Below are 19708 nucleotides of genomic sequence, written 5' to 3' on the forward strand. Positions count from 1 at the left end.
GATAGGCTGGGACGGCGGACGTCCGGTGGGCGGGCCGTGTCAGTGCAGCCAGAACATCAAGGAGACCAACACCCATGGCCGACTCCAGTTTCGACATCGTCTCGAAGGTCGAGTGGCAGGAGGTCGACAACGCGATCAACCAGACCTCCCGCGAGATCTCCACGCGCTTCGACTTCAAGAACGTCGGCGCCGAGATCAAGCGCTCGGGCGAGACGATCGAGATGAAGGCCAACGGCGAGGAGCGCGTCAAGGCGATCCTGGACGTGCTGCAGAGCAAGTTCATCAAGCGCGGCCTGTCGCTCAAGGCGCTGGACGCCAAGGAGCCGCAGCTGTCCGGCAAGGAGTACAAGATCTTCGCGGACGTGAAGGAGGGCATCTCCCAGGACGATGCCAAGAAGGTCGCGAAGATCATCCGGGACGAGGGCCCGAAGGGCGTCAAGGCCCAGGTCCAGGGCGACGAGCTCCGGGTGACCTCGAAGAGCCGTGACGACCTGCAGACCGTGCAGGCCCTGCTCAAGGGCAAGGACCTGGACTTCGCGCTCCAGTACGTGAACTACCGCTAGCAAACCCCGCTGACCTGCGGAAACGCTAGCTTTCCGGCCCGGGAGGGCACATCGAGGGCACAATGCGGAAGACAGCCTCGATCGCAGCCCTCGTTGTGTCCTCCTCGTCCGGCCACAGGTGCGTGTAGGTGTTGAGCGTGATCGACGGCTTGGCGTGGCCGAGGCGCTTCTGCACCGTCCTGACGCTCTCGCGGTGCTTGATCAGCACCGAGGCGTAGAAGTGCCGGAGGTCGTGCATCGTCACGTCGTCCGGCATGTGCCACAGAACGCGTGCCGCGCCTTACGGCCGCCCCGTCCTCCCACGTCTTGAGGGCATCCTCGCACCGCTTCGCGGGGGCCTTCAGAGGCGACAAGAGCCTCCTCGTTCAGCAGCGAGGCCAGGAAGGTAACCGGCAGGTCGGCTAGGACTTGTCCGGTCGATCATGTGACTATCGCCTGCCTTGCTCGTTGGTCCGGGCATGGGGCGGGGAGATCTCACAGATGCCGAGTGGGAACGGCTGCGGCCGTTCCTGCCGGTCAGCAACAGGCGTTGCGGTCGGTGGCGGGACCATCGGCAGGTGATCGACGGGATTCTGCACCGGGTACGGACCGGTGTGCACTGGCGTGACCTGCCCGAGCGGTTCGGGCCGTGGAAGACGGTCTACGAGCGCCATCGGCTGTGGTCGGCAGACGGGACCTGGGAGCGTCTGCTCCAGCGGGTCCAGGCGGAAGCGGACGAGGCCGGCGACATCGACTGGGACATCTCGGTCGACTCCACCATCGTCCGGGCCCACCAGCACGCGGCCGGTGCCCGTACCGATCTGCCACCAGCCCTTGATTCAAAGGGGGCTGGGCCGGGGGAACACCAGGTCGAGACGCCGTGGCAGAGCCTCGTCGCCCGCCTGGCGGAGGTGGTGGCGGAGGCGAGGGCCTGGGCCGCTCGCGGGGCGGGTTCACCACCAAGGTCCACCTGAGCGCGGACGGCCGCTGCCGCCCGCTGTCCCTGGTCATCACCGCGGGACAGCGGGCGGACTGCACGCAGTTCGAACCCGTGCTGGAGAAGATCCGTGTCCCGCGGAGCGGTCCGGGCAGGCCTCGCAAGAGGCCCGACAGCCTTGCCGCCGACAAGGGCTACAGCAACGGGCCATGCCGCGACTACCTGCGCAGGCGCGGCATCCGGCACACCATCCCGGAGAAGACCGACAGCTGGGCCGTCCGCCTGCGCAAAGGCTCACGCGGCGGGCGACCGCCGGGCTTCGACGAGGAGCGGTACAGGAAACGCAACACCGTCGAACGGGCCATCAACAAGCTCAAGCACGCCAGAGCCGTCGCCACCCGATACGACAAACGCGGATACGTCTACCTCGGCACCGTCACCGCAGCAGCCCTCGTCATCTGGCTCCGCACATGATCGCCCGGACGGAACCTAGGCGGTCGTCGGCTCGACTGGAGCTGCAGCCCGCAATGACGGCGATCGCCCTGCCGACCAGCATCTCCGCTCAGCGGTGCAAGTTGGCACGGCGACTGTAACGGCGACCAGGCAAAACGCGGACTCGGAGAGCACACCAGTCTCCAGTGCCAGACGGATGACGATCACCAGCCCAGTTTCGTTGACACCCACCTCGGGCACCGCCAAGCATCTGCGCTATTGGAGAACTGGTCCGGCTGGGCCGAATTCGCCCGTCAAGGTGGCTAGGCTGACGGGCATCCACGGGAGGGGCGGGCAGTGACCGAGGTCGTATTCATACACGGCATCAGTAAGCAATACCTCAGCGAGGACTCGTTGGCCCGGGATGTGGTGCCGGAGTTGCTGGGAGGCGTGCGGCTGGCCGGCGGCCCGGTGCCTGCCAGTAATGACGTAGGCGTCGCCTTCTACGGCGACGTGTTCCGCCTCAGCGGTACCCGCAGCGGCCACTACCCCCGTTACGATGCCGCCGACGTCGAGAGCGAGGAGGAGTTCGCGCTCCTCATGACATGGTGGGCGGAAGCAGCCCGCACCGACTCCGGAGTACCCGGCCCCGACGAGGCAGGTGGGCGCGGTGCCGCCGGGTGGGCGGCCACACGGGCGTTGCGGCTGCGAGCAGTGCGGGCGGCACTTGACGCCCTCACAGGAGCGCGGTATCTGCGGGGTGTCCTCGATCAGGCACTCATCGCCGATCTGAAGCAGCTGACCGGCTACTTCACCGATCCGTCTGTGCGGAGCACGGCGCGGGAGCGGCTGGCCGCTCGGATCACACCGCAGACCCGCGTGGTCGTCGCGCACTCGCTCGGCTCGGTCGTCGCCTACGAGACCCTCTGCGACGAGCGGTTCAACGCTGGATGGGACATCCACGCCCTGGTCACACTCGGCTCACCGCTCGGCATGGGCGCGCTCGTCCTCGATCGGCTGCAGCCCGCGCCAAAGGATCGTCAGGCACGGTGGCCCGTACCGCTCCGCTCCTGGACCAACATCGCGGACGCCACTGACATCGTCGCCGCCGTCCGCGACCTCCGCCCGCACTTCGGCCCCCGCGTCACCGATTTGACCGTCCACAACGGCGTCCACATGCACGACGCCACGCGGTACCTCACGGCCGTAGAGACCGGTCGGGCCATCGCCGCAGGACTCGTCCGGGCAGACGGGGACGGCCCATGCGCTACCTAATCGCCGCTGGCACCCGCCACTACCCTCGGCACCCGGGCCTCGCGGAGCTGCCCCAGGCGCACGAGGACGTCGACCGCATTGTGCAGTTCCTCACCTCGGCAGAGATGGGGTATAGCCGGGTGCTGGAGGCACACTCCGAGGACCCCACCGCAGCGGACTTCGAGGACGCGCTCTCCTCATGGTGCCTTGAGGCAGAGCTCACTGCCGATGACGTGATCACCGTTTACTACGCCGGGCACGGCGACGAACCGACGCCGGGTGGTCGCTACCGCCTGGCCTGTACCGACAGCCGGGAGGGACATGCCCGCTCATGGCTGTCGTTGGACAACCTCACCGAGGCCCTCGCGGCATCGCCGGTGCGCCACGTCCTCTTCATCATCGACGCGTGCCATGCCGAGGTGGGCGCCGCCGAGATCGGGACCGTGGCAAACGGCATCGTCGCGGCTCGGCCGCGCTCCGACGCCTACGGCTCCGGCACGTGGGTGCTGGCCTCCGCCCGGCACCGCGACGTCGCGATGGACGGCGCGTTCGTCACCCGTCTGGTGGCCGCCTGCGAGCGGGGCGACGGTCCGTCCCAGCGCTTCCTCTCCCCTGCAACGGTGACCGACCGCGTCAACCGCGTCTTCATGGCAGATGGGTACCGGCAGCGCGCCGCTTGCTCCTCGACGGACCAGGCAGAACAACCGCCCTTCTTCGCCAACCCCGGGTTCGACCCGAGCGCGGAAATAGTGCCGGACGGACCACCCTCCCGCGAGGCGTCGGACCTCAGCTCGCACTTCGAGCCCCGGGGACGCGGCGTGGAGCAGGTCTACGACTCCGGTTCCTACTTCACGGGGCGGGGCCGCGCCCTCACCACCCTGCGCGACCACCTCGCCAGCACCGGCGATCACGGCGTCATGGCCGTCACAGCGGCACCAGGCTCCGGGAAGTCGGCAGTGCTGGGACGGGTGGTCCTGGATGGGCACTCGGACGTTTCAATCAACGCCCGCCACCAGGTGCTGGGAGACCTGGTCGGCCGCTTGGCTGCAGCCTCCGACCTGCGTGTCTCCGACCCGACGGCACTGCTTAAGGCGCTGGCCGGCCGCAGCAGGCCGCTCCGGATCGTGATCGACTCCCTCGATGAAGCTGGCTCGGCCGACGACAAGATGGAAGCCCGACACATCGCATGGGAGCTGCTACGCCCCCTCGCCGCGGTTCCCTGCGTGCGGCTGGTCGTCGGCACCCGGCGGGAACTTGTCCCGTACATCGGCGACCAAGTGCCGGTGATTGACCTGGACAGCCCAGAGTACGCAGCCGACACCAGCACGGTGGAGTACGTGGAGCGCATCCTGACCGACCAGGGATCCCCTTACCAGGGAAATTCGGGCAGCGCCCGGGCGATCGCCGAAGAGGTCGCCCGCCGGGCTGGCCACTGCTTCCTGGTCGCCCGCATGGTGGCGAGCGCGCTGCTCCGCGCCGAGCCGATGGACACCAGCGTGCCAGGCTGGGCGGAATCCCTCCCCTCAGACGTAGGCGGTGCGTTTGAGGAGTACCTACGGCGATTGCCGAACGATCGGCGCGAGGCATCCACCTGGCTGCTGACCGCCCTGGCATTCGGTGAAGGGCACGGGCTGCCTCGCAAGGTCTGGCTCCCGGTGGCCCGGCGACTGTCCGGACTGCCGTTGCGGGAGGCGGACATCGACAGGCTGCTGGAGGAAAACGGCTCTTATCTCTTGATCGTCGAGATCGCCGGTGCCAAGCATTTCCGTCTATACCACCAGGAGTTGACGGACCACCTGCGGCAGCGCGTGCTGCGGCACTGGGACCTGCGGGACGTCGCCGAGCGCTTCGTAAACGCCTTGCTCGATCTGACGCCAAATCGCGCTTGGTCCCGCGCCTACCCTTACGTTCGCAGCCAACTGGCCACGCACGCGGCAGCAGCAGGCATGATCGAACGCTTCGTCGCGGACCCATCGTTCATCCTGGCAGCCGAGCCAGCAGGGTTGCTGCGGGCAGTGCGCCATGTGAAGAGCAGTCCGAAGCTGGCCATGGTCGTGGAGCGCTTCGTGGATGTGAAGGACGACGCAGCGCTCCAACAGATCGACCAAGCCGCACGATTGGCGTTCGTCGCCGAGTCACATGGGACTCCCGAGCTTGCTCGGCGAGCGGAGGAACTGTCAAGCTCCATACGACGCGTGCGGATCGAGTCCCGCCCGGTGACACCGCACCGCATCGTCGGCCGGCACGAGGATTTGTCGTACTCCACCACGTCGTTCGACGGTGGTTGGCTGGTCCAGGATGCCAAGCTGCCGAGCGGCGACAGGTTGGCACTGGCGTTCCGTCGGACCGAACGCGTGGGCAAGTCGGCCCGTTCCTCGAACGTCCATCTGTGGGCCCTCGACGACCCGGCTAACTCAACCGTCCTTCCCCATTCAGCCACTGTGGTCGATATGGCCGTTCTGCGGGCCAACCAGGGGAATCCCCTTGCTGTGACGCTTGACGATGCGGGGGATCTTCGCGTCTGGGACTTGGCGGACCACACACTCGTCCGGCATCTTCCACGTACGAGATACCAGGCGATTCTCAACACAGGAAAGCTGACAGATGGCACCCCAGTAGTGGTATGCAGGGACGAACGGCGAGTCGTTGTCCACGATCCTCTGGCGGAACCTATGTTCGAGGTGGACTATGTCGCGCCGACAAATCTTACCGTCGAACGCGGGGTAACCGCCCGGCTGGTCCACCTCGGTTTCGACGAGCCAGCTTTGATTGTGTGCGATGGAGTCCGGGGAACAGTCACCCGCTGGATGCTGGATGGCACGTACTCCGTGCTCCTGAAGGGGTTGGATAAGCCAACACTGCTCGGCGAAACGCTTCAGGGGGAAGACGCCGCAACTGCCGTGGTCTGGGAGGGCGACTACTCGCGCGAGCAACCTCGGCGGCTATTCCTGCTCGACTGCGACTCCGGGAAGGCTACCGTCTCACAACATGATCCCCACGACTGGCCCCGGGGTGGGTTCGTATCACTAGGCGGGTCGGACAACCTCTACGTCACGGCCGCACATTGGGGGAAAATCCAGATCCAGTCGACAATCACGGGATACTCAGACACCGTCAAGCCAAAGGTTCGTACAGACTTCTTCATTCCATTCTCGACTTCGCTGCACGGACGTATCTTGGCTGTCGTCGGCGAGCTCGTCGGAGGGATTCAGATTCTGGACTGCGGCACTGGCTCCCCCGCCAGCACCCCGATGGTCGGGCATGAGGGGGCGATACAGGCCATCCACCTTCTGGGCTCCGCCGAGTCGGGGAGCGCGGATGTCCTCACCGTAGGAAATGACGGGACGGCTCGGCTATGGCACTGGACATATACCGAGGAAACCTGGCATCCGAATCAGAAATCGTCGGAGAGCGAGGAGCACTCCAGCTTCGCCAGAGCCCATACGCAGTCGATCCACGGATGGAGGGCACGCCCGGATGTCGTCGTCGCCAGTTCCTGGGGTGACCTCCGCCTTCTGGATGCCACCGTGCTGGACTGCGCTGGAACCGAACGCCAGAAGATATCCGCACGTACACTTCTGAGCGTCCACAATGCACTGGAGACGTGGGTAGAGGATCCCGATGGCGCGGTGCACTATCTGGTCAAGTCCGAGGAGATCGTCGACACAGCCTCAGAGTCACTAACAAAAGCAAGTTTCATTTGGCATCGGATCACAACCGCCGCGACCGTGGACCGTGCAGAACTGAGCGACCTCACCATGGTTCCTTGGGATGTGGACTGCCACCTACTGCCTGCTTCGGCCCTCCATTCACATGCTCGCGTCGTCGGCTACTGCCCGCTAAACGGCAGGCTTCACGCGGTCGCGTCGTACGGTGCCAAGACCGAGACCACACCAAGCTGGTGGCCGGTCGACCCGGAAGGCGAAATGGTCTACTCCACCGCCTTCACTGCGCACACGGGGCATGCCATCTTGATGGTCGCGGTGCGCCAGGCAGCCATCCGTGGGGACCACACGATCTCCAATCACTTCATCACTAATGACCAGCCAGGCAAGGACAGCCCTAGCCGGGGTTTCCTGTGGGACGCCACCACGCGACAGCCCCTGCGACACGCCCCCCTCGAGCTCCCTGCGCAGCTCACGGCGCTGGCACCCCATCACGCCACAAAGGGGACCCGTTATGTCGCCATGGCGTGCCGCAACGGGCAGGCCGCTGTGCTCGACCTGGACACAGAACGAACCCGCGCGATCCATCTGCCACACTCGGATCGCAGCGAGCGAAGGCTCAGCACGCATCGCGAGCTGGCCGACGGCCACAGCCATTTCCTGCGCTGGGTCGATACCTCCGGTGACAGCCCCGTCCTCCTCTACATGGACGCTGCCGAGACCGATGACTCCACAATCCTCCCCGTGACCATCTGGGACTCCGCAGCCCCCGATGCCCATCACCGCACCCTTGCGGTCCGAGCCCGCCGCCTCCTCTGGACCGGGCCATCGCCCAATGGGCAAGCCTTGGTTGCCGTCAGCGATGAGCACGGGGTCGCCCTCTGCCATCTCCCTAGCGGGGAGCGGGTGTGGGCCACGCCGACGCCCGCGTTCGTGACCTCGCTGACCGCGCTGCCTGGTAGCCAGACCCTGGATCTCGCGGTGGGAACGCAGCAGGGTGTAGTCCTGCTGCGGCCACGATTGTCCGCCGCCTGGGAGCAACGACTGGGGGTGCGCTCAGTCGGCACAGCTGGGTGATCTACGCCGTCCAGCACCTCCTCAGCCGGAGCTGCCGGGTCGCTAGTCCCAGTTTCTCGGTCGTCGGACCTACACGGGCACCGTCCGCCACTGGTGAATCCGAGCCAGTAGTGGGACCACACCAGAGATCTTGGTTGCGCCCTGGAGGCTGTCCGCCAAAGGCGGCATCAAATACGACTGATCAACTAATCGACCTTCAGAGGGCCTCGTCTCAGCTGACTTGACCCGAGGTCTTCGCGGCCTGCAAGCACATCGAAGGCACAGCGCCGAAGACGTTTTCGATCGCAGCCCTCGTTGTGTCCTCCTCGTCCGGCCACAGGTGCGTGTAGGTGTTGAGCGTGATCGACGGCTTGGCGTGGCCGAGACGCTTCTGCACCGTCTTGACACTCTCGCGGTGCTTGATCAGCACCGAGGCGTAGAAGTGCCGAAGGTCGTGCATCGAGGCGTCATCGGGCACCTGGCGGAGTGTCGGCTCCTCGCCGTCCGGCCGGCCACGGCGCTCCCAGCTCTTGAGCGCGCCCTCGTGCCGCTTCTGGAGGGCCTTGTCGGCAACCCGCCCGAGGTTTTCCCAGACCGACGCCCAGGCGGCGCGGCGGAGCGGCGGATCGCCTCGCCACGCTCGTTGGTGAACACGAGCAGCGCCTTCCGACGCTTCCACTTGGACGGGCGCGGGTCGGTGCGGTCCTCGATGTCGACCCGGCGGGCCGGGTACTTCTCCAAGTGCGCCGCCAGCGCGTCCATCACCGACTTGGCCACCGGAACCGTCCGGTAGCTCTCGTGAGTCTTGGGCGGTGCAAGGTAGGGCTCGCCCCGGTCCGGGCTGGTCACCTGCTGCGCGACCTTGATCGTGCCGCGTTTGAAGTCGATCTGCCCAAGCTCAAGCCCGAAGAGCTCGCCCTGCCGCAGCCCAGAAGCCGCCGCCAGGAGCAGTAGCGCCCGATACCAGCCGGGGGCAGCGTCGACCAGGGCCGCCACGACCTCGATGGCGAGCGGGACGATCTCCTTGCGCGGTGGAGGCGGCAGCTTCACCCCCTTCGTCGGGTTGAACGGGATCTGGCGGTCGAGTTCCGCGACGCGGAAGATCGCGGTCACGTAGCTGTAGTGCACCCGCAAGGTCGAGGGCGCCAGGATCGCGGAGCGGTTCTTGACCCACGCCTGGATATCCGAGGTCTTGAAGCCGGCGATGGCCCGGCTGCCGAGGATCGGGTAGATGTGCAGGCGAAGCGCCCGGTCGACGCGCTCGGAGGTGCTCGATCCGTGGACCGCCCCCTCGCGCCACCTCTCGCCGACCTCGCGAAACGTCTCCTTACCGAGAGCGGGGTCGATGTAGGCACCTCCGGGTGATCCGCCCCGAACCGCGCCTGCGGCTCGGCCAGGCCGAAGCCGAGGAACTCGCACCCCTCGTCGCGCAGTGGCTGGAGCACGGCGCGACCCAAACGGACCTCGCCCAGGCCCTGCTGCCAGGCCTGCCCACCCCGGTGCACTCGGCGGTCGCGGTGCTCCGCTACCGCCTGGAACGGAAGATGCCGCCCGTCCAGCCCGCTGTGCGGCCCGCACCGGCCCGCTACGCGGAGTGTGCCAAGTGCCACGACCCGGTGCCCCAGCCGGGCATCTGCGGCCCCTGCGCGGGCCTGGCGCCCCGGTCGGTCGGGGTTGGCGGGAGCGAGGCTTCCGCCCGCACCGGTGCGGCCCGCGCCAGGGCGGCCCTGCGCTCGGCGAAGGCGGTCGGCTTGGGCTTGGGAGGCCTGGCCACCGCAGGGTAGGTGCCTTCGGGTGCCCGTCGCACCCTCGGGGCGCTACGACATGTCGGGCGGGACGGGGAGGTCCGTCGCGCAGCAGCGGAAGCCTGTGTCGTCGTCCAGCATGGTGGACGCTGCGTCGTTGAAGGCGGACGGTACGGCGCGGGCGAATGGGCTGGTGAAGGCGCCGGCCTTGAGTTCGTGGCGTCCTGGGGAGGGCTGGTCCTGGCACCACTCCCAGGTGTTCCCGCACAGGTCGTAGACCCCGTACGGGCTGACACCGCTGTGGTAGCAGCTGACGGGGGTGGTGGAGGCGAGGCCGCTCTCGCGGCTGTTGCACTTCGCCGGCGTCGGCTGGTCGCCCCACGGGTAGACGTGGCCGCGCGGTCCGCGAGCGGCCTTCTCCCATTGGTGGCTCGTTGGCAGGGCCTTGCTGGCCCACTGCGCATACGCTGCCGCGTCGTCCCAGGTGACGAAGACCACCGGGTGGTCGAGCAGTTCCTCCGGAGAGCTCCCGCCCGGCCAGTGCTGGGGCGCGCGGTGCGAGGTGGCCGCGACGAAGCGCGAGTAGTCCCCGTTCGTCACCGGGAAGACGTCGATGTAGTAGTCGGGCAGCCAGACCGGTTCCTTGCCGGGGCCGGCAAGGAACACCCCTGCCTCGACGAGCGCCATCCGCCGGCCGTCGCCCGGGTGCCGAAGCTGGTGCTGGCGAGGAAAGGGCAGGCTGTCGTCGCCACCCGGGTTGGGTAGCACCGAGGCCGATCCGGCGGTGAGCCGGGCGAAGCGCTCGTGGACCTCGGTGTCCGATGAGGCCAAAGACGTGTCCAGGGCTGCCTGGTTCACCGGCCGCGGCGTGATGCCCGCACCCCGGGCTTCCCACTTGGACACCATCCTGGCGCTGATGCCCAGGTGAGCGGCGAACGATTCGATGCTCATCCGCTTCGCTTGACGCAGCGCCCTGACCTCGGCACCGGTCCATGTTTCTACGGTTGCCACCGCAGTTCTCCCGCCCCCACCGTCGTCGCGCCCCCACGCGTGCGTGCTCGGAGGGACAACTAGAGCAGATCACCCGGCAGTTCGTCGTACTCCTTGCGAAGCTGCTCGACGACCGGATGGCGGCTGGGCAGGGCGTGCTCGTCGATGGCGCCGATGGCGCGAACCCCGATGCCGATGTTGGTGGCGAACGCGGCATCGAGGCTGGCAACGTCGGCCAGGCGCACGGTGCGGGTGGTGGACGGGTGGGCTTCGCGCAGGAGCTCCATGGTGGTGCCGACCAGGCAGTCGGCATCGGGCCAGATGACCTCGCCGTCCTTCACGAAGCCGACGTTCCAGGTTCCCCCCTCGGAGATGATCGCCCCGGCGTCGACGAACAGGGCGTCGTCGAAGCCGGCGCGCTGGGCGGTGCGGCGGTGGCGGAGCGAGCCGAACAGGCCGACGCTCTTCACCGACGGCATGTCGCGCGTGTAGACGACGGACTGAACTCGCATGGGGGGAAGGGGAAGTGGCCCGGCGGGCCGAGTCGTCACGAGGACCTGAGGCTGTGCGTCCGATCCGACGTGCCCGAGATCCAGTGCGGGATCGAAGATCGTCACACGCACCACGCCGGCACCGTCGGTCGGTGCCAGGCGTCGGGCGAGCTCGCGGACGCGGTCCAGGTCGAGTTCCGTGTCGAACACGGCCTGGCAGTCACGGGCCAGCCGGGCCATGTGCAGGGCGAGGCCGCGAACGCGACCGTGCTCGACGCGCATCGAGGTGAAGTGGCCGTAGTTGGTCAGGGCAAGCGCTTGGAGAGAGTCCAGGGCGATCGGGGTGCCGTTCAGTTCCGCCATGCGCTCAGCATGGCAGCAGGGCGAGCCGTCGAACCTGTCTTCTCTCATGCGCGGTGGTCGAAGTTCAGTGGAAGTTCGGTGCCGAGGCAGAGTCAGGACATACCAGGCCGATCACCTAAAGCGTCAACCTGGTCACTCAAAGTTGGCGCTCCTGGCAAGACTGTCCGCTTTCCCTGCTGTCATCGGGGAAGCGTGGGGCTTGCAGGCGGCCGGCAGCCCTTACCCGGCTCCCGACCTGGGAGGAACCGTGTCACAAGCACGCCATGGCTTCAGTCAGTTGGAACTGGCGGACAGACCGCGCCCGGTTGCCTGGGCTCGCCGCCACACGGTCGACGTCCTGGGCCGCTGGCAGGTCCCGCCCGACGTCATCGAGACCGCTCGTCTGCTGGTCTCCGAGCTCGCCACCAACGCCGTCCGGCACTCGAAGAGCGATACGGTCGGTTCGCTGTTCTCGGAGGCATGCCCGGTGCAGACGATCACCTTGGCACTGATGGTCGGCCGTGGTCGGCTCGTCCTCTCGGTGCGGGACAGCGACCGTCGGCTGCCGGTGGTCAAGTCGGTGGGCGAGGACGCGGAGAGCGGCCGAGGGATCTTCCTCGTGGAAGCCCTGAGCGAGCGTTGGGGCTACTACCACCTCCCGGCGGCGGCAGGGAAGATCGTCTGGTCGGAGCTGGCGTTGGTCGCGCCGGACCCCAGGGTCGGAGCTGAGCGTCCCCCGAATCCTTCCGATCCGCCCGCGTCCTGCCACCTGGTCGAGGATCCGAAGCGCGGGCAAGCCCCGCCGCTTCTGATGGCCCGCACTCTCGTCGGCCTTCGGGAGCTCTGAGGCGGACCACCCTGGTGGGCTTAAGGGCGAGTTGCCGGCACTGGAATTTCCAGCAGCGACGGCTTCTCAGAGCGTCCCCGCAGCCTGCGCCAACTCGACGGTCAGCGAGTTCCTTGTGGGGTTTCTGCCGGAGGCGCTCACCAGCAGAGGCAGCCCGATCCCGGCCGCTTCCGGCCCCGCACCTATACCGATGCAACCGCGATGGGAGAGAACGTGCACAAGTCCGTCCCCACACCCCGCCAGCCCGGGACACCGCCTCCCGGTCAGCGCTACCTGGACTTCCTCGGCGGCCCCAGCCACCTCGTCGACGAGGGCACCTGCCGGGGCTGCTTCATGAACGAGGCGGAATCCCGTCTGCCGGACATCCTCGCCCCGGTCTACGACGACGGCACCGTCACCGTTCGGCAGGACGCCGAATGGGCCGTACCGGGATTCATGGTCGTTGGCATCCGACCGCACATCGGCGCCCTCGACGAGATGGACCTCGCCCTCGCCGAGAGGATCGCCCGCATCACGCACCTCGTCCGCCGGGCCATGCGGGAACGCCTGGGCCTGGCCGCAGTGCAGACGTACCAGGAGGAGAAGCTCGACCGCCCGCACTTCCACGTGTGGATGCTGCCCCTGTGGCCGGACACGATGGCCGCCCACAGCATCAACCCGCGGATCTACGAATCGAACATCGCCCGGTACCTCACCCTCTTCACCCTCGAATCCCACGAGGCAGCCATCCGCAGGTGCACGGACGAGGTGCGCGACTTCCTCACGAGGACTCCCCAACTGCAGACCGGCACATCAGCCTGACGCGGTCCGCCGACACGACGACCCACCTCGTTCCCGAGGAGACGAACATGCGCATCGCACACGTGGCGCCGCTATGGGAAAGCGTCCCGCCCAAGGGCTATGGCGCCGTCGAGACGCTGGTCGCGGAGCTCACCGCCGCCCAGGTCCTCGACGGTCACGAAATCACGGTCTTCGCCTCCGGCGACTCCAAGGTGGCCGGCAGTCTCCACGGCATCGGGACAACGGCACTGCTTGCGGACCCGCGGATCCACGAGCCGGAGGTCTACCGCATGCTGCAACTGGCAGAGGTCCGCGACCGCGCCGACGAGTTCGACGTCATCCACTCCCACGTGCACTCCAACACCGGCTGCCTGGCGATTCCTGCGCTCCACGGCCTACGGACGCCGGTGGTCCACACCGTGCACTGCTTCTTCAACGACGACAACGCACCGCTCTTCCGCCGGTTCGCCGCTGAGCGGTACGTGGCGATCAGCCATGACCAGCGCTCCCGCCTGCCCGAGCTCAACTACCTCGGCACGATCCACCACGGCGTCGACCTGCGGGCGTTCCCCTTCGGCGCAGGGGCCGACCCGTGCCCGTACGTGGTGTTCCTGGGGAGGATCAGGCCCGAGAAGGGCGTCCACCTCGCCATCACCGCAGCGAGGCTCGCGGGAGTGCCACTCAAGATCGCGGGACGGATCAAGCCTCGCGACCAGGTGTACTTCGAGCAGCAGGTACGACCGCACGTGGACGGCGAACAGGTCTTCTTCCTCGGCGAACTCGACTTCCCGACCAAGACCGCCCTTCTCGCCGGAGCCACCGCCACCCTGATGACCTCGCTCATCCCCGAGCCGTTCGGACTCGTCCCCATCGAGTCCATGGCCTGCGGGACGCCCGTAGTGTCCCTGCGCACAGGGGCAGCCCCTGAACTCGTCCGACACGGCATCACCGGCTACCTGGCCGACACCGCCCAGGAACTGGCCAACGCCATCCACCAACTCGAAGCGATCGACCGCGCCGCCTGCCGCGCGCACGTGGCCTCCGAGTTCTCGATCCGCCGGATGGCCGACGGCTACGACACCGCCTACCGGACAGCCCTCTACACCTGATCCACCAGACACCGCACTGCCCAGCACCCGTCTCCACCAACCCAGTGAGGCACCATGCGCAGTGTCATCCTCAGCGCGGGCAAGAGCTGCTTCGTAGCCTGTCCCGGCTGCTACAACTACTTCGGCCGAACCATCAGCGACACCTCCCACGTCCTGCTCTTCGCGGCCGGCCTGCGCGATCGGTTCGGCATCGAGAAGATCACCGTCGGAGGTGGTGATCCACTCACCCGACCGGACATCCTCCCCCTGCTCAAGGGCCTGCACAGCCTGGGCTACGGCATCCGGCTGGACACCGTGGGCACCAACTTCCTCGGCCCTGCCCGCATCCGCTTCATGGGCACCGGAACGGCCGACCACGTGTCAGCGGCAGAGGTGGCCGCCGTGACCGATCTGATCGGCATCCCCCTCGACGGCAGTACCGACGCCATTCAGCAACAGTTCCGCCGACACGCCACCGTCTCCTCCCAGTTGGCGATCCTTGCCCAGTTGGAGGAAATCGGCGCAGCCACCTGTATCAACACGGTCGTTCACGCCGGCAACACCGACGACCTCGCGGCCATGGCCGAGCTGCTCCGTGGATACACCTGCGTCCGGGAGTGGCAGCTCTTCCAGTTCATGCCCATCGGACCGCTCGGCCATCACAACCGCAGCCGCTACCTCGTCAGCGGCACCGACTTCGAGCAGGCTGCCACGATCGCCAGGGAGAATGCCCCCGGCGGACTGGCGGTCGTGGCCAAGAGGGCACACGGCCGCAAGCACCGATACCTGCTGATCGACTCCGCCGGACTGGTATGGACTCCCGAGCAGTCGCCTGCCGCCTCGTGGCAGAGCGAGGACACCAATGATCGACGGCACATGATCGGCAACATCAGCGATGCCGATGTCCTCGACCGGCTGGCCGCCCTGGATGACGTCGACACAGAGGTCGGGGGATGACCAGAGCCGACCTGCTCGTCGTTCTCGCGCATCCCGACGACGAGACGCTGCACTGCGGGGGCCTCATCCACAACGCCGCGCGGAACGGCGGCACCGTGGTCACTGTCACCCTCACACGTGGCGGCGCTGGCAGAACCCTCGGCATGTGCACCGAAGCCGAGCTGTCGGCCGTTCGCGAGCGGGAACTGCGTCGGGCGGCCGAGGTCCTGGGCGTTTCCCGGGCCGAGGTTCACGACCTGCCCGACGGCCGTCTCGTGGACCACGAGCCGGAGGCGGCCGGCCTGGTGCTGGACTCGCTCCGGCGCTGGACACCGCACCGGGTGGTGGCCTTCCCTCCCAACGGGATGAACGGCCACCCGGACCACCGTTCCGCCCACCGGATCGCCCTCGCCGCGCTCGACCGCTACGACCCGACCCCGGACGTACTGCTGGTGACCAGCACGACTCCGTACACCGAACCGGCCAGACCAGGCTTCCTCGACCCCGCGCAGGTCGAGGCGATGCGCCTACCAGCCACCCTCCGTACCCGGGTGGGCGACAGCCTCGAAGCGAAGCTGCGCGCCATGGGTCACTACGAGACCCAGGCGCGCAGCACCGCGAAGATCCTCCGCTGCTACCCGGAAACGCTTCTCACCGAGGTGTTCCACCAGGTGGCCGGCTGACAAGCCGACCTCTTACGCAGCGGACGTCAGCAACTTGCGGACGTGTTCCACCGCCTCGGCCACCGGCACCGACTGGGTCTCGCCGGTGGCCCGGGTGGTGACCTCGACCGTGCCATCGGCCAGGCCGCGGGCACCGACCGTGATCCGGTAGGGGATGCCGATCAGCTCGACGTCGCGGAACTTCACGCCGGGCCGCTCGTCGCGGTCGTCCAGAAGCACGTCGACCCGCTCGCCCTTCAGCTGCCGGTACAGGCCCTCGGCGGCCTCGACCACCTTCTCGTCCTTGGCTCCGAGGACGACGACGGCCACCTCGAACGGGGCGACCGCGACGGGCCAGACGATGCCCTTGTCGTCGTGGTGCGTCTCCACGATGGAGGCGAGCGCACGTTCCACGCCGATCCCGTAGCTGCCCATGATCGGGACGACGCGCTCGCCGTCCCGCCCGAGGACGGTCACGCCGAGGGTCTCGGTGTACTTGCGGCCGAGCTTGAAGATGTGGCCCACCTCGATCGTGACCACGACCTCCAGCGGCGCACCGCACTGCGGGCAGGGCTCTCCGGCGGTCACCTCGCGCAGGTCGGCCCACCGCTGTACGGCGATGTCCCGCTCGACCGAAACACCGCGCAGGTGGACGCCGTTGCTGTTGGCCCCGGTGGTCATGTCGGTCCGCCCGCGCAGGGCCTCGTCCGCGAGGATGAGCAGTTCGGCAACGCCGACCGCGCCCAAGCTGCCGGGGGACGCTCCGAGCGCGGCCTGGATCTCCTCGGCGGTCGCGGGCCGCACCGCCTTGGCGGCGAGGGTGTCGATGAGCTTCTGCTCGACCAGGGCATGGTCACCGCGGACCAGGACGAGGGTCAGCCGGTCGTCGACCACGTACACCAGCGTCTTGATCTGCCGCTCGGCCGGCACGCCGTGCTGGACGGACAGTTCTTCGATGGTGCGCGCGTTCGGGGTGTCGAACCGCTCCGGAGAGTCCAGGCCGGGACCGTCCACCACGGCGGGCAGAGCGGAAGTCGCCTTCTCGGTGTTCGCCGCGTAGTCGCAGCCCGGGCAGCGAACCACCAGGTCCTCACCGGCGTTCGAGGGGCTCATGAACTCCACCGACGCGCTGCCGCCCATGCTGCCGCTGGACGCCTGCACCGGGATCGCGGGCAGGCCCAGGCGGGCGAAGATCCGCTCGTAGGCGGCCTTGTGCAGGTCGAAGGAGCGGTCGAGTCCGGCCGACTCGATGTCGAAGCTGTACGAGTCCTTCATCGTGAACTCGCGCACCCGCAGCAAACCGCTCTTCGGGCGGGCCTCGTCACGGAACTTGGTCTGGAACTGGTACCACATCTGCGGCAGGTCCCGGTACGACTTCAGCTCCTGCGACAGGACGGTGAAGATCTCCTCGTGCGTCATGCCGAGCGCAAGGTCTGCGCCCTTGCGGTCCTTGAGCCGGAACATCTCCTCGCCCATCACCTCCCAGCGACCGCTGCGCTGCCAGATCTCGGCCGGGTGCATCGCGGGCAGGATGAACTCCTGGGTGCCGATCGCGGCCATCTCCTCGCGGATGACGTCCACGATCTTGGCGCGGACGCGCACGGCCAGCGGCAGCAGGGAGTAGTGGCCGGCCATGAGCTGCCGGACGAACCCTCCTCTCACCAGCAGGCGGTGACTCACCGCATCCGCGTCCGCCGGGTCTTCCCGGAGTGTGGGCACGTACAGCTGGGACCAACGCATGGGACCGGAGACCGTCCTCTCGGTGGAACTGCGGAGTGTCGCGGCGGCGCTCACGCCGACATCACGACGGGAGACGCATTCTAGTGGCGGAGCCCTGCCCGAATCGCTCCGTTTTGAGAAGCCCAGGCCAGAGCACGTGGACAGGTCGCATCCGCGTTCGGCGAACGGACGGAGGCATGTTGGCAGACACCACGAACGGCACGCCCAGCAGTGACCGCTCCGCCAACGCCATCCGCCGCTACTACGACGACTTCGCCGAGCAGGAGCAGGACCGGCTCGCCAAGGATGTAGCGGGCCGAGTGTCCTTCGAGATCCACCGTCGTTTCATGGAGCGCTACCTGAAAGAAGGTCAGAGAGTTCTCGAGGTCGGCGCCGGCCCCGGCCGCTTCACCACCGTGCTGGCCGAACACGGTGCCCGCATCGTCGTCACCGACATCTCCCCCGTTCAACTCCGACTGAACGAGGCCAACGTCATCGCCACGGGGGCCGAGCCCGCCGTCGAGGCGCGACACCCCCTCGACGTCCGGGACGCCAGCCGCTTCCCCGATGCTTCGTTCGATCTCGTCCTCGCCTACGGCGGCCCGCTCTCGTACGCCTTCGAAAAGGAACGCCAAGCCCTCGCCGGCCTCCTCCGCATCCTGAAGCCCGGTGGTGTCCTGGTCGCCTCGGTCATGTCCCTCTGGGGCAGTTGGCGGGCTCGCCTCCCCGGAGCCACCCAGCTCGCCGTCCGATACGGCACCGACGTCACCGACACCGTCATCCGGACCGGCGACCTGCGCCACGTACCCGGCATGGTCCACGTCTGTCGCATGTTCACCTGGGAACAGCTCACCATCCTCGTCCCCGAATGCGGCGGCGAGATTCTGGCGGGATCCGCCAGCAACTGGGCAAGCCTCGAAGAACCCACTGTCCTTGAAAGAATCGAACACGACCCGGAGCTCTGGGCGCGGTTCCTCGCCTACGAGACTGCGGCCTGCTCAAGTCTGGGCGGCCGAGACGGTGGCACCCACATCCTCTTTGCCGCACGACGCGGCAGGGGCTGAGGTTGCCATCCCGCACGGTGCTCACGGCATAGCCGCGAACGCCTCCTACACGTCATGCAAGGGCCACTGCTAGGGGAGCGAGCTGCGCTGGTCTCGCACAGCGATGCGGTCCTGCTGCCGCGCCAACCAGAGCAAGACCAAGCGGACCGTCAGAGCAGCGAAGCCAACGATTGCGGTCCACCCCAGGCCCTCGATGGCAGCGCCAACTGCCGCCGCGCTTGCACGTCCACGACTGAGGCCGAACAGGACACCGCACCACATTGCCGTGCCGACCGTGAACACGACAGCCATCACACCCATGAATCGGGCTGTACTGCGGTGAGTAGCAGCAGCCTCAAGCGCTCCGTAGGTGCAGCTGCCCTGCAGCGGATCTCCCTCGGGGGGCGACTCGGGTTCGGCCAGCTCCGGGGCAGCCCCGCCACCGACTCCGCCCCTGCCAGGCACATCGTGACTGACAGGGGCGTTACGCTCCTGGCCAGTTCGCTCCCCGGCCCTGCTATCGCGGGCGGGTCCCCTGCCGTGACGGCGCTCGAATGCGGCCCGCCGCCGCAGTTGCTCCCAGTCCTGCGCACTCCTGCGCTGGCGGGTTGGAGTGCGCTTCGACGCGGTGCTCTCCAGCACCTCGACAAGGACACGAAAAACAGCTGGGTCGGACGGCACAGACCTGCCGCTGAACCATTCGCTCAGCGAGGACTTTGAGAACGTCACAGACCCGACGCGCTTACTGAGCCGGATGGTCTCGTTCAGGGAGCACCCCGAAGCCTCCCTCAGAGCCTTCAGCTCGCTCGAGAGCTCCTCCGCAGCGCCATCCGGCGCGCTCCCCCCGTCTGCTCCGAACACCTACCGAACTCTAGCCGAACCCCTCGCTACCAGGGCCTTCACGCGCTCCGACAGCGGACCCTCTCGCCGGACCCCACTGCGACCCAGTGCACTACTCCCCGGCTAGCCGACATCCCTGTCGAACCAGCTTGAGGAGAACACTTATGAATGACCGCCACCTCGACCGCCCTGCCCTGCGCACCCTGCGGGCCATCACCCGTCACCCGACCACCACCACGGTGGTGCGCCTGCTGCTCACCGCCGCCCTCCGAATCATCACGGATACCCTGACGCACTCCTGACTCTTCCCGCGCTGCCTCCGCGGCGGGCATAGAAGCA

The 19708-nt window shown here is 67.6% G+C and carries 17 protein-coding genes and 1 pseudogene; 12 read left to right on the forward strand and 6 right to left on the reverse strand.

Going from position 1 to position 19708, the window contains the following annotated elements; translation table 11 throughout:
- Positions 1 to 74: 74 nt before the first annotated feature.
- Complete coding sequence (locus ACW14Y_RS18215; RefSeq protein ID WP_030393881.1) at positions 75 to 563, forward strand: YajQ family cyclic di-GMP-binding protein; 489 nt, start codon at positions 75 to 77, stop codon at positions 561 to 563.
- Positions 564 to 588: 25 nt separating this feature from the next.
- Here the strand turns inward: ACW14Y_RS18215 and ACW14Y_RS18220 are convergent, their stop codons facing one another.
- Positions 589 to 819 carry a tyrosine-type recombinase/integrase gene (locus ACW14Y_RS18220; protein WP_456987642.1) on the reverse strand — a complete coding sequence of 77 codons (231 nt, stop codon included), beginning with the start codon at positions 817 to 819 and terminating at the stop codon, positions 589 to 591.
- Positions 820 to 1021: 202 nt separating this feature from the next.
- On the opposite strand from ACW14Y_RS18220, the gene ACW14Y_RS18225 reads away from it, so the two are divergent.
- The 3 genes from ACW14Y_RS18225 to ACW14Y_RS18235 all read left to right on the forward strand — a co-directional run bounded on the left by ACW14Y_RS18225 (position 1022) and on the right by ACW14Y_RS18235 (position 7907).
- Positions 1022 to 1953, forward strand: a protein-coding gene (locus tag ACW14Y_RS18225) for an IS5 family transposase (protein ID WP_456985092.1) whose coding sequence is annotated in 2 segments (ribosomal slippage) — positions 1022 to 1462 and positions 1465 to 1953 — 930 coding nt in all. Because the reading frame shifts where the segments join, the coding sequence is not laid out codon by codon here.
- Between the two features lie 315 nt (positions 1954 to 2268).
- Positions 2269 to 3186, forward strand: a complete 918-nt coding sequence (locus ACW14Y_RS18230; protein ID WP_380623980.1) for a hypothetical protein — start codon at positions 2269 to 2271, stop codon at positions 3184 to 3186.
- A complete protein-coding gene (locus tag ACW14Y_RS18235) occupies positions 3174 to 7907 on the forward strand; it encodes a caspase family protein (RefSeq protein ID WP_456987644.1) in 4734 nt (1577 codons plus the stop codon). Before ACW14Y_RS18230 ends, ACW14Y_RS18235 begins: the two co-directional genes overlap by 13 nt.
- 211 nt (positions 7908 to 8118) lie before the next feature.
- Here ACW14Y_RS18235 and ACW14Y_RS18240 read toward each other — a convergent pair whose 3' ends face one another.
- Together ACW14Y_RS18240 and ACW14Y_RS18245 are read right to left on the reverse strand one after the other, a co-directional pair.
- A complete protein-coding gene (locus ACW14Y_RS18240; RefSeq protein WP_456987646.1) occupies positions 8119 to 8565 on the reverse strand; it encodes a tyrosine-type recombinase/integrase in 447 nt (148 codons plus the stop codon).
- A gap of 110 nt (positions 8566 to 8675) precedes the next feature.
- A pseudogene (locus ACW14Y_RS18245) lies at positions 8676 to 9305 on the reverse strand (tyrosine-type recombinase/integrase); the annotation flags it as partial.
- On the opposite strand from ACW14Y_RS18245, the gene ACW14Y_RS18250 reads away from it, so the two are divergent.
- Positions 9248 to 9670, forward strand: a complete 423-nt coding sequence (locus ACW14Y_RS18250) for a hypothetical protein (protein ID WP_456987648.1) — start codon at positions 9248 to 9250, stop codon at positions 9668 to 9670. The pseudogene ACW14Y_RS18245 and the gene ACW14Y_RS18250 overlap by 58 nt on opposite strands.
- A 33-nt stretch (positions 9671 to 9703) precedes the next feature.
- Here ACW14Y_RS18250 and ACW14Y_RS18255 read toward each other — a convergent pair whose 3' ends face one another.
- Complete coding sequence (locus ACW14Y_RS18255) at positions 9704 to 10582, reverse strand: SUMF1/EgtB/PvdO family nonheme iron enzyme (protein ID WP_456987650.1); 879 nt, start codon at positions 10580 to 10582, stop codon at positions 9704 to 9706.
- Positions 10583 to 10701: 119 nt separating this feature from the next.
- The gene (locus tag ACW14Y_RS18260; protein ID WP_456987652.1) at positions 10702 to 11475 is read right to left on the reverse strand and encodes an aminotransferase class IV family protein; all 774 of its coding nucleotides are present in this window, start codon (positions 11473 to 11475) and stop codon (positions 10702 to 10704) included.
- Between the two features lie 247 nt (positions 11476 to 11722).
- On the opposite strand from ACW14Y_RS18260, the gene ACW14Y_RS18265 reads away from it, so the two are divergent.
- From ACW14Y_RS18265 to ACW14Y_RS18285, 5 genes are all read left to right on the forward strand, one after another.
- Positions 11723 to 12301, forward strand: a complete 579-nt coding sequence (locus tag ACW14Y_RS18265; protein ID WP_456987654.1) for an ATP-binding protein — start codon at positions 11723 to 11725, stop codon at positions 12299 to 12301.
- 201 nt (positions 12302 to 12502) lie between these two features.
- Positions 12503 to 13102 (forward strand): hypothetical protein, encoded by a 600-nt coding sequence (locus ACW14Y_RS18270; protein ID WP_456987656.1) that lies wholly within the window; start codon positions 12503 to 12505, stop codon positions 13100 to 13102.
- Between the two features lie 47 nt (positions 13103 to 13149).
- Positions 13150 to 14190, forward strand: a complete 1041-nt coding sequence (locus ACW14Y_RS18275; protein ID WP_456987658.1) for a glycosyltransferase family 4 protein — start codon at positions 13150 to 13152, stop codon at positions 14188 to 14190.
- Between the two features lie 54 nt (positions 14191 to 14244).
- Entirely contained in the window at positions 14245 to 15126 is an 882-nt protein-coding gene (locus ACW14Y_RS18280; RefSeq protein WP_456987660.1) for a radical SAM protein, read from the forward strand.
- A complete protein-coding gene (locus ACW14Y_RS18285) occupies positions 15123 to 15788 on the forward strand; it encodes a PIG-L deacetylase family protein (RefSeq protein ID WP_456987662.1) in 666 nt (221 codons plus the stop codon). Before ACW14Y_RS18280 ends, ACW14Y_RS18285 begins: the two co-directional genes overlap by 4 nt.
- A gap of 12 nt (positions 15789 to 15800) precedes the next feature.
- On the opposite strand, the gene ACW14Y_RS18290 is transcribed toward ACW14Y_RS18285, so the two are convergent.
- Positions 15801 to 17507: a proline--tRNA ligase gene (locus tag ACW14Y_RS18290; protein WP_456987664.1), complete on the reverse strand. Its 1707-nt coding sequence runs from the start codon at positions 17505 to 17507 to the stop codon at positions 15801 to 15803.
- 176 nt (positions 17508 to 17683) lie between these two features.
- Between ACW14Y_RS18290 and ACW14Y_RS18295 the strand changes: the two genes are divergently transcribed.
- Both ACW14Y_RS18295 and ACW14Y_RS18300 read left to right on the forward strand, forming a co-directional pair.
- Positions 17684 to 18550: a class I SAM-dependent methyltransferase gene (locus tag ACW14Y_RS18295; RefSeq protein WP_456987666.1), complete on the forward strand. Its 867-nt coding sequence runs from the start codon at positions 17684 to 17686 to the stop codon at positions 18548 to 18550.
- A 983-nt stretch (positions 18551 to 19533) separates the two neighbouring features.
- Positions 19534 to 19671: a hypothetical protein gene (locus tag ACW14Y_RS18300; protein ID WP_456987668.1), complete on the forward strand. Its 138-nt coding sequence runs from the start codon at positions 19534 to 19536 to the stop codon at positions 19669 to 19671.
- The last annotated feature ends 37 nt before the right edge of the window (positions 19672 to 19708 follow it).

It is taken from the genome of Kitasatospora sp. cg17-2, from assembly GCF_054031055.1.